The 12,645-nt window shown below is 43.9% G+C and carries 13 protein-coding genes; 11 read left to right on the top strand and 2 right to left on the bottom strand.

The window, feature by feature from the left end:
- Positions 1-22: 22 nt before the first annotated feature.
- Both hisS and P2W82_RS21880 read right to left on the bottom strand, forming a co-directional pair.
- A complete protein-coding gene (hisS, locus tag P2W82_RS21885; protein WP_336518084.1) occupies positions 23-1,393 on the bottom strand; it encodes a histidine--tRNA ligase in 1,371 nt (456 codons plus the stop codon).
- Between the two features lie 18 nt (positions 1,394-1,411).
- On the bottom strand, positions 1,412-1,891 hold the full coding sequence (locus P2W82_RS21880) for a low molecular weight protein-tyrosine-phosphatase (RefSeq protein WP_336518083.1): 480 nt from the start codon (positions 1,889-1,891) through the stop codon (positions 1,412-1,414).
- A 587-nt stretch (positions 1,892-2,478) separates the two neighbouring features.
- Here P2W82_RS21880 and P2W82_RS21875 point away from each other — a divergent pair.
- From P2W82_RS21875 to P2W82_RS21825, 11 genes are all read left to right on the top strand, one after another.
- Positions 2,479-2,718, top strand: a complete 240-nt coding sequence (locus tag P2W82_RS21875) for a hypothetical protein (RefSeq protein ID WP_336518082.1) — start codon at positions 2,479-2,481, stop codon at positions 2,716-2,718.
- Positions 2,719-3,678 (top strand): PstS family phosphate ABC transporter substrate-binding protein, encoded by a 960-nt coding sequence (locus tag P2W82_RS21870; protein ID WP_336518081.1) that lies wholly within the window; start codon positions 2,719-2,721, stop codon positions 3,676-3,678.
- 50 nt (positions 3,679-3,728) lie between these two features.
- On the top strand, positions 3,729-5,417 hold the full coding sequence (locus tag P2W82_RS21865) for a tetratricopeptide repeat protein (RefSeq protein WP_336518080.1): 1,689 nt from the start codon (positions 3,729-3,731) through the stop codon (positions 5,415-5,417).
- A 71-nt stretch (positions 5,418-5,488) separates the two neighbouring features.
- Positions 5,489-6,010, top strand: a complete 522-nt coding sequence (locus P2W82_RS21860) for an NADH-quinone oxidoreductase subunit A (protein ID WP_336518079.1) — start codon at positions 5,489-5,491, stop codon at positions 6,008-6,010.
- 100 nt (positions 6,011-6,110) lie between these two features.
- Complete coding sequence (locus P2W82_RS21855; RefSeq protein ID WP_336518078.1) at positions 6,111-6,698, top strand: NADH-quinone oxidoreductase subunit B; 588 nt, start codon at positions 6,111-6,113, stop codon at positions 6,696-6,698.
- Between the two features lie 320 nt (positions 6,699-7,018).
- Positions 7,019-7,522, top strand: a complete 504-nt coding sequence (locus P2W82_RS21850) for an NADH-quinone oxidoreductase subunit C (RefSeq protein WP_336518077.1) — start codon at positions 7,019-7,021, stop codon at positions 7,520-7,522.
- 30 nt (positions 7,523-7,552) lie between these two features.
- A complete protein-coding gene (locus P2W82_RS21845) occupies positions 7,553-8,779 on the top strand; it encodes an NADH-quinone oxidoreductase subunit D (RefSeq protein WP_336518076.1) in 1,227 nt (408 codons plus the stop codon).
- Between the two features lie 348 nt (positions 8,780-9,127).
- The gene (locus tag P2W82_RS21840; protein ID WP_336518075.1) at positions 9,128-9,628 is read left to right on the top strand and encodes an NADH-quinone oxidoreductase subunit NuoE family protein; all 501 of its coding nucleotides are present in this window, start codon (positions 9,128-9,130) and stop codon (positions 9,626-9,628) included.
- A gap of 7 nt (positions 9,629-9,635) precedes the next feature.
- Positions 9,636-10,121, top strand: a complete 486-nt coding sequence (locus P2W82_RS21835) for a copper resistance protein NlpE (protein ID WP_336518074.1) — start codon at positions 9,636-9,638, stop codon at positions 10,119-10,121.
- A gap of 37 nt (positions 10,122-10,158) precedes the next feature.
- The gene (nuoF, locus tag P2W82_RS21830; protein ID WP_336518073.1) at positions 10,159-11,514 is read left to right on the top strand and encodes an NADH-quinone oxidoreductase subunit NuoF; all 1,356 of its coding nucleotides are present in this window, start codon (positions 10,159-10,161) and stop codon (positions 11,512-11,514) included.
- A gap of 33 nt (positions 11,515-11,547) precedes the next feature.
- Positions 11,548-12,645 carry an NADH-quinone oxidoreductase subunit G gene (locus P2W82_RS21825; protein WP_336518072.1) on the top strand — a complete coding sequence of 366 codons (1,098 nt, stop codon included), beginning with the start codon at positions 11,548-11,550 and terminating at the stop codon, positions 12,643-12,645.

Here is a 12,645-nt window from a genome sequence, read left to right as displayed (position 1 = left end):
TTTTCACCTTGTAAATGCTGTCTTATTTGCTTTCGAAAAATGCTGCTAACTCATTAGCCGGAATGGACTGTTGTTCACCTGTGGCGAGATTTTTTACCATCACGGTATTAGATTCCATTTCCTTTGATCCAATGATGGCAACAAAAGGAATGTTTTTCTTTTCAGCATATTTGAACTGCTTATCAAACTTTGCCGTTTCATGAAAAATTTCAGCTGCAACATTTTTAGAACGAAGCTCCTGTGCCAGTGAAAATGCAAATTTTGTTTCCTTTTCTCCAAGGTTAAAAAACAACAGTCTTGCCCCGCTTTTTAATGACTCAGGAAAAAGACCAAGTTCTTCCATCACATCATAGATACGGTCAACCCCAAACGAAATTCCGACACCAGGAATGTTGGGTACACCAAAAGTTGCAGTGAGTTCATCGTACCGTCCACCGCCACCGATGCTTCCCATCTTTACACCCTTTGCTTTCACTTCGAAAATGATACCGGTGTAATAATTAAGTCCACGGGCTAATGTAAAATCGACGAATAAAGATTCCGGTGACGATAACTTATCGGCATAATCAAGAATGAACCTGATCTCTGCGATTGCTGCTTCGCAAAGCGGCTCTGATCCCAAAAGTGCCGCGGCTTTTTCCAGCTGCTCAGCAGGCGAACCGCTGATATGCAAATATTTTTCGATAATTGAATACTGCTCTTCAGTCAGGCCTTTGCGTAAAATTTCTTCTTTCACCTTTTCAATTCCGATCTTATCCAGTTTGTCGATGGCTACAGTGATATCCGTCAGGTATTCCTGTCCTCCACATGCATTTGCCAGTGCTGACAGCATTTTGCGACTGTTTATTTTTATCTCCACAGGCACTTTAAGCAGAGCAAAAGCTTCCATATAAATAGAAGTGAGTTCCACTTCATTCAACAGCGATTTACTGCCCACCACGTCAGCATCACATTGATAAAATTCGCGATAGCGACCTTTCTGCGGACTATCAGCACGCCAAACCGGTTGAATCTGGTATCTTCTGAAAGGGAAACTCAGCTGCCCGTGGTTCATCGCGACATAGCGGGCAAAAGGAATGGTAAGATCATATTTCAACGCCCTTTCGGAAATCCCGGGAACATTTTTTCCTTCCAGCACTTTTTCGAAATCAACGCGGGCCTGTTCCTGTTTTTTCGGGTGATCCAGTCCGTTATTTAGTATCCTGAAGATGAGCCGGTCGCCTTCTTCGCCATATTTTCCCATCAGTGTTTCCAGGTTTTCCATCGCAGGTGTTTCCAGCGGATGGTAACCGTATCGTTCGAAAACAGTGCTGATCGTTTTAAAAATAAACTGGCGCTTCCTTACAACTTCTGCAGAAAAATCTCGTGTGCCCTGGGGAATGGATGGCTTCATCTTATTTAGAAACTTGGGTTATCGGGGTCTTTTTTCTATGATCGACTTCTCTCTCTGAATGAGTCTTTCGCAAGCCTGCTCAATCAGCTTATACACTTCATGATATCCTGACTCACCGCCATACCATGGATCAGGTACATCGAGGTTTTTTCCGGGATGGGTCAGGTTCATCAAAAGATCAACTTTGCTTCCGTCGTAATGACTGCCGGCGATCCATTTCATTTCATCAACAACATCCCCGGCCATGGCATATATCCGGTCGTATTTTTTAAAATCCTGGGGAATAATGCGGCGGGAACGCTGGTCACAGATGCTGATCCCATTCATTCCTGCAACTTTTTGTGAAAGACGATGCGGCGACTCTCCATCGTGAAGACCATTAGTACCGGCGCTATCCACCTGCCAGTCCAGACCCTCCTGCTCAATTTTTTGCCTGAGAATGCCTTCAGCCAGTGGGCTGCGACAAATATTTCCCAGACAAACCATGAGTATTTTCATCATTGCTGGTTTTAAGGCCGCAAAGATAGTCGCTGGCAGGAATAAAAGTCGCCAGGCAGGATCAGGGAGACAGGAGAAAACAGCCCCCCGGTGTTGTGGCAAAAATCCAGCAACAGAAAGCAGCGAATAGAAACAACAGGCCATACCGCACCGATCTGCTGCCCTCTGCACGCGATCTTCTACTTATTAACTGCCACTGTCTGCTGTCTACCGTCTCGTTATGAAATCTTCCAAATTCTGCATCTAATACCTGGCTGCATTTCTACTGGCAACTGTGGAAATGATTACCCGTAATAACTAATGGTTTGGTATCCGATCGAATGACATTTGTTAAAAAGGGGAAAGGCAACCCCTATCTGACGGTCACCCTCGAAGAAGAGAATTCGGCATGCGGGATTTGATTAGAAGTTGATTAGTCCTGCAGCATTTACCGGGCATTAGAAAAGCTTTTACGGATATCATTCTTTTCACCAAAACCGGATTTTGATTTTACAGTAGAATGATAATACATCGCTCATAAACAGCCATATTAAATTAAGGTTTTAAAACAGGTTTTCACTACCTTGGCAACTCTGCGAAAAATAACAATGGACAGAAACGAATTCGAAGAAAAACAGGTTCGGCACCAGGGGCGGCTTCGCTCATTTTACGATTTTGGCATGGGAATTTTATGGAGTTTAGCCGGGGTGTTTTTCCTGGGATACCGGAAGTTTGGCTTTGATTTTAATTTTGATCCATTGGTGACATCGATTTTTGGCGGCGCCTGCATTTTGTATGGCATCTTCCGCATCTGGAGAGGATATAAAACAAAACAACAGGCAGGATAAATGAAAAGAAATTTTGCACTCCGGAAATTCATTCCGGCCCAACTATTGTTTTTAACAGGAATTGTTTTTATACTTACAGGGTGCGCCGGAAATGGTAAAAAACCGCATGTTATCGGCGGTGACGATACCCTGACCAGTGGCACCATACACATCAGCGCAGACGAATCTTTTAAGCCGGTAATAGACTCACAGATAAAGGTATTTCTCTCCCAGTATCCTAAGGCAAATATCATAGCTCACTACAAGCCCGAAGCAGACTGTATTAAGGATCTGTTGAACGATAGCATAAGGATGGTGATCATCACCCGTGGCCTCAGTGAAGATGAAGTTAAATTCTATAAAGACACCCTTGAATTTGCACCGATATTCGGGATTATGGCGTCTGACGCGATAGCAGTGGTTGTAAATAATGCAGCAAAGGATTCGCTGTTTACGGTAGGAGATATCAGATCTATCCTCAATGGAACTTCCGGTTATGCTTATAAACCTGTGATGGATGGATTGACAGCGACAAGCACGGTAAGATTTATGCTGGACTCTGTTTTGAAAGGACAACCATTTTCCCAGAAAGTACAGGCTGCTACCAGTAGTGAAGGTGTGTTGGATTATGTAGCGTCAGATCCCGCATCGATCGGCTTTGTCGGAGTGAGCTGGATTGGCAATAAAGAAGATTCAACACAGCTGAGTTTTCTGAAAAAAGTTAAAATTGCTTCAATGCAATGCAGCAATTGTGACAGCGGAGATGTTTATGTTAAACCTTACCAGGCTAATATCGCTCTAAAGAGATATCCTTTCAGACGTGGTTTATATTTTGTACTGAAAGAAAATTATTCGGGACTCGGTCGCGGATTTTCAAATTTCCTAACCCATGAAAAAGGCCAGCTGATATTCAGAAGAGCTTATCTGGTACCCGACAGAATGCAGTTGGGTGTAAGAAGAGTAAACCTGAATATGGAGTAGTAACCAATTTTGATTTCAATATTTTTTCTTAACAAAATCAACTATCACAAATGACAAAAATCAAAACAGGCCTTGTTGCTGTGGTGATGCTGATGAGCAACCTGGTTTTTGCTCAGTCTGTACAGGAAGGAAAAAAATTCCTTTATTACGAGCGATACCAGAGTGCCATTGATGCTCTTGAAAAAGCACTGGCGTCCAAACCTGGTGACCCCGAGGCCATATATTGGTTAGCACAGGCATACCGTGAAAACGGTGATGTTCCTAAGGCAACAGAAACGTTGCGCAAAGGAATGGAGGGTGCCAACGGAAGCAATCCGTTACTGCTTGCCGGCATGGGACAGATGGAACTGGCAGAAGGTAAAACAAACGATGCCCGTCAACGTTTTGAAACAGCCATAAGCCTTACAAAAGGTAAAGATATTAATGTGCTGAACGCGATCGGAAAAGCGAATCTTGAGAAATCCGGAGACGCTGCTTATGCCATCGAAAAACTAAACCAGGCTACTTTAATCAAAGGATTTAAAGAGCCGGATGTGTACATTAATCTCGGTGACGCTTACCGCAAAAATTCAGATGGTGGTGGCGCTGTTTCCTCTTATCAGAAAGCGGTTGCACTCGATCCGAAATACGCAGAAGGCGAATACAAAGTAGGTAAGGTTTATCTCACACAAGGTTCTGATCAGAAAGATATTTTTCTTCAGCATTTTAACAAAGCGGTAGAAATCGACCCAAGCTATGCGCCCGCATATTATGATCTGTACACCTACTATTTCTCGAGAGATGTATACAAATCAAAAAGCTTTTTTGAAAAATACAGGGCTGTGGCAGATAAAGGTCCGGCACTCGATTATGAAGAAGCGACGTTACAGTTTGCATCGGGAGATTTCCAGACTGCGATCACCAAAGCAGATGAACTGCTGGCTAAACAGGGTGAAACTGCAGATCCTCGTCTGTACAGGTTAAAGGGATATAGCTATGACAAACTGAATGACTCAGTGAACGCAATAAAAAATCTGGAAATATTCTTTTCAAAAGCTAAAGAAGGTCAGATCATTCCTGAGAACTATGTAACAATGGCTATGCTTTCTGCGAAGTTCCCTGACAAACAAGCGCAGGTTGACGAGTTTTTCAATAAAGCAATCACCAGCGATACTGCACAGGCAAATAAAATTGACTACGTAAGAAAAGCTTCTGATTTCTTTAAGAAAGTAGGTAATCAGCCAAAAGCTGCTGAGTGGATGTCAAAAGTATTGGTGGTGAATCCTAATCCGGGCAAAGTAGATATCTACAATGCTGGTTTCGAAAACTTCAAGGCGCAGAATTACGCAACCGCTGACAGCATTTTCAAGATGTATTCAGACAAATATCCGAACGAAGTTTATGGATATTACTGGAAGATGCGTTCGCTGATGCTGATTGATTCTACTATGGAAAAAGGGCTTGCTGTTCCGGATGCAGAGAAATTTATAAGCATTGCAGAAACTGATAAAGTGAAAAACAAAAGCACTTTGATCACAGCGTATGGCTATCTCGCAGGATATAACGCGAACATCAAAAAGGACTTTCCCAAAGCGATAGAATATCTTGATAAAATCATCGAGATCGATCCTACAAATCCTGACGCGCCAAAGAATAAAGAGATCCTGCAGAAAGCAAATAAAGGCGCAGCTCAAAGCGGTAGCGCTCCAAAAACTTCGCCGGGTCAGAGTCAACCGAAGTCGGGAAGTGTAAACCAATAACTGATTTTAATTGAAATTTAATAGCCCCTGGTATTGCCGGGGGCTTTTTATTTTAAACCGGTGAAACCGGGATGTACACGTTTTCAGGCGGTTATTATTGTGCGTTCTATTTTCCGGCTATTATTGTTTTTAATATCCCCTGCCTTATTTTTGTCCCCGCAGAAGAAATTTCGCTGATGTATCAATCTTATTTCCTTCAAACTCCTGCCGCTCAGGCCATCTCTGATCTTAATAGTTCTGCCAATTATTTCCCGATTGGAATGCAGCTCCTGTTTGCAATTCTTTTCGTTGGAGGAATGATTACCCTGAGTTATTTCCTTGGTCCGAAACGCAATACTGCCGATAAATTACAGACCTTTGAAAGTGGTATCGAACAACAGGGAAATGCACGTCAGCCAATGGCGATCAAATATTTTCTTGTTGCAATACTCTTTGTTCTTTTTGATGTTGAAGTCATCTTTTTTTACCCATACGCGGTGAATTTCAGGGAACTGGGCTGGAACGGATTTCTGGCCGTCGTGCTTTTTGTAGGATTCTTTCTGTGCGGCTTCATCTATATTATCAAAAAAGGTGCGTTGCACTGGGAAGATTGATCAGGATTAACAGCTTGTTTGCCAAAGAAATTGAACTAAGAAGAGACCGTTTTGTTGTTACTGCGGAATCTTCTTACACAGTTATTTAAAAATTTGTGATATGGCTCGTCCCGTACGATTCAATATAAAACAAAAATCAGTCAGCGACTGGGGAATCAACCAGGTGGATGCACCCGATGGAGTTACCGGTGAAGGCTTTTTTGCGACCTCTTTTGATAAAGTTGTAGGTCTGGCAAGAAAGAATTCCATGTGGCCCTTACCATTCGCTACATCCTGCTGTGGTATCGAATTCATGGCAACCATGGGTTCCCATTATGATTTTGCACGATTTGGTTCTGAGCGGGTAGGGTTCTCTCCCCGTCAGTGTGATTTGCTGATGGTAATGGGGACAATTGCGAAAAAAATGGGACCCGTAGTAAAGCAGGTGTATCTCCAGATGGCCGAACCTCGCTGGGTGATGGCTGTTGGCGCATGCGCTTCCAGCGGTGGAATTTTTGATACTTATTCTGTGTTACAAGGTATTGACCAGGTTGTTCCTGTGGATGTTTATGTGCCAGGCTGTCCGCCAAGACCCGAGGCTATCATAGATGGTTTCATGAAGATCCAGGAACTGGTGCATAATGAGTCCTTACGCCGCAGAAACGGACCGAAGTACAAGGCGTTGCTGGAGAGTTATGGAATACAGTAGGTAAGAAGTAAGTAGGAGTTTAAAGTAGAAAGTTGAAAGCGGAAGGTTTTATATGTTAAGTTATAAGTTAGTTTTCGCGAAAGCCAGATGCATCTGAAATTACGACAAAGGGTAACATTCATGTTCCGGTAGGAACATCCTGTTTGTAGCCGCCCGAAGGGCGGGAATGAAGTCAGAGATAAGAGGTAGGAAGTAGTTTCAAGTTTATAATTGAAAATTTCTAGAGACAACCCATGCATTGTCTCAGAAAAAAAGAAATTAAATAAAAAGCCCTGAAAGGGCGTAATCCAATAGCCCTGAAAGGGCGACATCAAATAACCATGGCAATAGCCAACGATAAAATAAAATCATTATTAACGGAGCAGTTTGGTGAGTCGCTCACCCACTGGGAAGAACCTTATGGCATGCTCACGTTCACGGCTCCACGTGATATGAATCTGAAAGTGCTGAACTTTCTTTACGATACGCCTGAACTTGCTTTTCGATTCATGACTGACCTCACCGGGATTCACTATCCTGATAAAAAAGGCGAAGAATTCTGTGTTGTTTATCACCTGCACAACCTGGTAGAGAATGTCAGAATCAGGATGAAGATTTATACAGCAGCTGAGCGTCCCGATGTATACACAGCAACAGGATTATTTTCCGCTGCCAACTGGATGGAGCGTGAAACCTATGATTTCTATGGAATCAATTTTGTCGGGCACCCGGACCTGAAGCGTGTGTTGAATGTAGACGAGATGGATTATTTCCCGATGCGTAAGGAGTATCCGCTGGAGGACCAGACCCGCGTAGATAAAGACGATGAAATGTTTGGCCGCTGATTTACTTTCGCGGCTCTTGAATAAATAAATATGTCTGAGCATTTTAATATAAAACTTCCTGAAGGTTCGATTGAAAAGCAGACGACGACCCTGAACCTCGGCCCCACCCACCCTGCGACACATGGCGTGTTTCAGAATATCCTGGAGCTGGATGGCGAACGCATTATTAAATCAGAAGCAACCGTTGGATATATCCACCGCGCTTTTGAAAAAATTGCTGAACGTCGTCCGCTGTACCAGATCACCACGCTCACTGACAGGTTGAATTACTGTTCTTCTCCTATAAATAATATGGGCTGGCATCTCACCTGCGAAAAATTGCTGGGTGTGAAAACGCCAAAACGCGTTGACTATCTCCGTATCATCATCATGGAGCTTGCACGGATTTCTGATCACCTGATCTGTAATTCCATCGTTGGTGTTGATACCGGTGCTTTCACTGGCTTTTTATACGTGATGCAATACCGCGAACTGATCTATGAAATATATGAAGAGGTTTGCGGATCGAGGCTGACAACCAATATGGGCCGCATCGGTGGATTCGAAAGAAATTTTTCGGATACGGCTTTCCGTAAGATCGAAAAATTTCTCGCGGAATATCCTGGTGTACAGGCTGAGTTTGAAAAAATGTTCAACCGCAACCGCATCTTTTACGAAAGAACAAAAAACACAGGCGGCATTTCTGCTGACAGAGCATTGAACTATGGTTTTACCGGACCCAACCTCAGGGCTGCAGGCGTAGATTATGATGTTCGTGTTCACACACCTTACTCATCATACGAAGATTTTGATTTCAAAATACCCGTAGGCACCAGCGGCGATAACTATGATCGTTTTATGGTTCGTAATGGGGAGATATGGGAATCGCTTTCACTGATTCGCCAGGCGTATGAAAAAGTACAATCATTCAAAGGAACTGAAGCGGAAGTATTTCATGCCGACGCTCCTGAATATTATCTCCCTCCCAAAACTGATGTATACACAAAAATGGAAGCGCTGATCTGGCACTTCAAGATAGTGATGGGGGAAACAGAAATTCCTGTTGGTGAAGTGTACCAGGCTGTGGAAGGTGGCAATGGCGAGCTTGGCTTTTACCTGATCAGTGATGGTGGCCGTTCACCATATCGTTTACATTTCCGCAGACCGTGCTTCATATACTACCAGGCATATGCAGAAATTGTGAAGGGCGCGATGCTGAGCGATGCCGTTGTAACGATGAGTAGTCTGAATCTGATTGCCGGGGAAATGGACGCGTAGGAAGGCCGAAGAGAGTAAGTAGTAAGAAGTAAGTAGTAAGTAGGAGTTCTTAGTTTATAGTAAATAGTTATCTGTTGAAAACGCCAATGTATCTAGCATTGCGACCAGAGGTAACGATCATGTTCCGGTAGGAACATCATGTTTGTAGCCGCCCGGAGGGCGGACGTGAAGTACGAGGTTTGAGGTAAGAATAAGTTTTTTGTTGATAGTTATTAGAGACAACGCATGCGTTGTCTCGGGAATAGATAAACCAGGAACAACCACGCGTTGTTTCAAGACTAACATAATGATGGTTCTGCGTTTAACGTTCTGCGTTAAACGTATAACGTTGAACGTTAAACGAATATGATGAATCCATTTTCTGAAGCGAAAATGAAGCAGGTTGATAAGATCATTGCACGTTATCCGGAAGGAAAACAGAAAGCGGCGTTGATTCCTTTGCTCAACCTGGCCCAGGAAGAATCCGGTGGCTGGCTGAGTGAACCAACGATGGACTATGTGGCAGGTCTGCTTAAAATTGAACCTATCGAAGTATACGAGGTGGCAACATTTTACAGTATGTTCAATCTTCAGCCCGTTGGCAAATATGTATTTGAAGTTTGCCAGACAGGTCCATGCATGATTAGAGGAAGTGAGGATATTGTAAAACACATTAAAAAGCGCTTAGGCATTGATGTTGGTGAAACCAGCGCTGATGGATTATTCACTTTAAAAGTAGTTGAGTGTTTAGGCGCGTGTGGATACGCACCGATGATGCAGCTGGGAAAATATTTCAGGGAACATCTTACTCCTGAGAAAGTTGATAAGATCATCGACGAGTGTACTCAAAAAGCAGCTCAACAGAATTAAAAAGAAGATGAGCAAACAGTTAGACATATTTGTGGTGTTATTGATTACGGCGACAGTGATATATGCCTGTCAGAGTAATGGTCATTCTGCTGATGGGGGTCATGAATCGCATGGCGACAGTGCAGCGGCTCATGACAGCAGTCATGGCAATATGATATCTGGTGCTGCAGCTCAGGCCGATTCTGTCATAACCTATTCTGGTGTTATTCCTTGCGCGGATTGTGAGGGAATTGAATCAATCGTTAGTCTGAGAAAGGATTTCACTTTCACCGGCAGGCTTTTGTACATGGGGCGTAAATCGACAGGTGCCGGATCAAATGAATTGAATCAATCCGGCAGCTGGATGAGGCATGGCAACACCATACACCTCGTGGAAAAATCGGGAGGTGCCACATATTATCTGCAGACCGATTCGAGTCTTATACAGGTTGATGATAAGGGAGAAAGAATAGGTGGATCACTTGCGGATAAATTTGTTTTAAGAAAACAATAAACAGCCGGTTTCATCCGGCAAATCATAACCCAACGAAATGGGCAGAAAATTACTTTTAGAGAAAGCACATGTTGAAGGTATCCGTCATTTTGATGTATACCGGAGGGAAGGCGGATATAAGGCAGCTGAAAAAGCGCTGACCACCATGGCTCCTGATGCGGTGACAGAGGAAGTGAAGAAGAGCGGCTTGCGTGGTCGGGGTGGCGCGGGTTTTCCTGCGGGTATGAAATGGAGTTTCCTTGCCAAACCAGAGGGTATTCCGCGTTACCTGGTTTGCAATGCTGATGAATCTGAACCGGGTACTTTCAAAGACAGATACCTGATGGAATTCATTCCGCATCTGCTGATCGAAGGATTGGTGATTTCATCGTTTGCATTGGGAAGCAACAGAACTTATATATACATCCGAGGTGAATATGCCTGGATCGTTGATATTCTTGAAGAAGCGATCGAAGAAGCAAGGGCCAATAATTTTGTTGGAAATAATATCCTGGGTACGGGTTTCAATTGTGAGATTTATGTTCAGCGCGGTGCCGGCGCTTATATCTGTGGAGAAGAAACAGCTTTGCTCGAATCTCTTGAAGGCAAACGTGGTAACCCAAGAATAAAACCTCCTTTCCCCGCAGTAAAAGGACTATGGGATTCTCCAACGGTGGTAAACAATGTAGAAACACTCGCAGCGGTTGTTCCTATCATTAATATCGGTGGCGAAGAATATGCAAAGATTGGTGTTGGTAAATCAACAGGTACAAAACTGATTTCCGCCTGCGGTAATATCAATAAACCGGGTGTGTATGAAATCGATATGACGATTTCTGTTGAAGAGTTCATCTACAGCGATGAATATTGTGGTGGAATAGCCAACGGAAAAAGGTTGAAAGCCTGTATTCCTGGTGGATCTTCGGTACCTATCCTTCCTGCGAATCTTTTGTTGAAAACCGCGAAAGGTGAACCAAGAATCATGAACTATGAAAGTTTATCTGATGGTGGGTTTGCAACAGGAACAATGATGGGTTCCGGTGGTTTCATCGTGTTGGATGAAGATCAGTGTATCGTAAAAAATACCTTGACGCTTGCCCGCTTTTATCGACATGAAAGTTGTGGACAATGTTCCCCTTGCCGCGAAGGCACAGGTTGGATGGAAAAGATCCTGAAGAATATCGAATACGGAAAAGGAAAAAAATCGGATATAGATCTGCTTTGGGATATCCAGAGAAAGATAGAAGGGAATACGATCTGTCCGCTGGGTGATGCAGCAGCCTGGCCGGTAGCAGCAGCGATACGTCATTTCCGCGATGAATTTGAATGGCATGTGGACCACCCGGTGGAATGCCTGCAAAGGAATTATGGACTTGCCGGCTATGCAGAACCGTTAGCAGTAGCCACAGCTTAATAAAAATAACAGACGACATAAACGAACTCAAGCATGTCTGAAGCGCCGAAATTAGTTAGTGTAGTTATAGATAATATTACCGTGCAGGTACCACCCGGCACTTCTATTCTCCAGGCCGCCAGGACGATCGGTGGTGAAGTTGCCCCGCCGGCAATGTGTTATTATACCAAACTGAAGGGCAGCGGTGGTAAATGCCGTACCTGCCTGGTGGAAGTGAGCAAAGGAAGTAACGCTGATCCACGCCCGATGCCGAAACTGGTAGCGAGTTGTCGTACGAATGTGATGGATGGAATGGAAGTGAAAAACATTACAAGTGCACGCGTGACAGACGCGCGAAATGGTGTGGTGGAATTTCTCCTGCTGAATCATCCGCTCGATTGCCCGATCTGCGACCAGGCAGGAGAGTGTCACCTGCAGGATCTCAGCTACGAACATGGAAAAGAAGGTACCCGCTACGAATTTCATCGCCGCACTTTCGATAAACATGATCTCGGTCCTTATATCCAGCTTCACATGACGCGTTGCATTCTGTGCTATCGATGTGTATTTGTGGCTGATCAGATAACCAATAAGCGTGTGCACGGAGTACTCAGTCGCGGTGATCACTCGGAAATCGCCACTTATATTGAGAAGTCACTTGATAATGACTTTATTGGTAATGTGATTGATGTTTGCCCGGTTGGTGCACTTACTGACAGAACATTCCGCTTTAAAAATCGGGTGTGGTTTACAAAACCGGTAGATGCCCATCGCGATTGCCCTAAGTGCAGTGGTAAAGTAACACTCTGGGAACGCGGTAAGGAGGTATTGCGTGTTACTGCACGTAAAGACCAATGGGGTGAAGTGGAGGAATGGATCTGTAATGATTGTCGTTTCGAGAAAAAACACATTGACGACTGGGTGATTGAAGGACCCACCAAGATCAACAGGCATTCTGTGATTTCGCAGGGACATTATGTTGGTGTGGTTAAGCCAAAAGAAACTTTTTCAGCAGTGCATGATGGATCAAAACCAAAATTGCTGATGAATATTCATAGTGTCAGTGAAGTGAACCGTCCGGAAATTGATTTGAGTGCCATTCCCGGACCGGCAACGTCCGATGTGTTCAACGAAACACCAAAAAAATCCTGA

The organism is Pollutibacter soli, from assembly GCA_029269725.1.
GTDB classification, from domain to species: Bacteria; Bacteroidota; Bacteroidia; order Chitinophagales; family Chitinophagaceae; genus Pollutibacter; species Pollutibacter soli.
Note: the sequence above shows the minus strand (reverse complement) of the source record. Positions and strands in the feature narration are given on the sequence as shown.

Bases quoted from the DNA above. Each gene is read 5' to 3' on its own strand.
- hisS (WP_336518084.1), bottom strand. From the start codon at position 1,393: ATGAAGCCATCCATTCCCCAGGGCACACGAGATTTTTCTGCAGAAGTT.
- P2W82_RS21840 (WP_336518075.1), top strand. From the start codon at position 9,128: ATGAATCCATTTTCTGAAGCGAAAATGAAGCAGGTTGATAAGATCATT.
- P2W82_RS21855 (WP_336518078.1), top strand. From the start codon at position 6,111: ATGGCTCGTCCCGTACGATTCAATATAAAACAAAAATCAGTCAGCGAC.
- nuoF (WP_336518073.1), top strand. From the start codon at position 10,159: ATGGGCAGAAAATTACTTTTAGAGAAAGCACATGTTGAAGGTATCCGT.
- P2W82_RS21865 (WP_336518080.1), top strand. From the start codon at position 3,729: ATGACAAAAATCAAAACAGGCCTTGTTGCTGTGGTGATGCTGATGAGC.
- P2W82_RS21875 (WP_336518082.1), top strand. From the start codon at position 2,479: ATGGACAGAAACGAATTCGAAGAAAAACAGGTTCGGCACCAGGGGCGG.
- P2W82_RS21825 (WP_336518072.1), top strand. From the start codon at position 11,548: ATGTCTGAAGCGCCGAAATTAGTTAGTGTAGTTATAGATAATATTACC.
- P2W82_RS21870 (WP_336518081.1), top strand. From the start codon at position 2,719: ATGAAAAGAAATTTTGCACTCCGGAAATTCATTCCGGCCCAACTATTG.
- P2W82_RS21860 (WP_336518079.1), top strand. From the start codon at position 5,489: ATGTACACGTTTTCAGGCGGTTATTATTGTGCGTTCTATTTTCCGGCT.
- P2W82_RS21835 (WP_336518074.1), top strand. From the start codon at position 9,636: ATGAGCAAACAGTTAGACATATTTGTGGTGTTATTGATTACGGCGACA.
- P2W82_RS21845 (WP_336518076.1), top strand. From the start codon at position 7,553: ATGTCTGAGCATTTTAATATAAAACTTCCTGAAGGTTCGATTGAAAAG.
- P2W82_RS21850 (WP_336518077.1), top strand. From the start codon at position 7,019: ATGGCAATAGCCAACGATAAAATAAAATCATTATTAACGGAGCAGTTT.
- P2W82_RS21880 (WP_336518083.1), bottom strand. From the start codon at position 1,891: ATGAAAATACTCATGGTTTGTCTGGGAAATATTTGTCGCAGCCCACTG.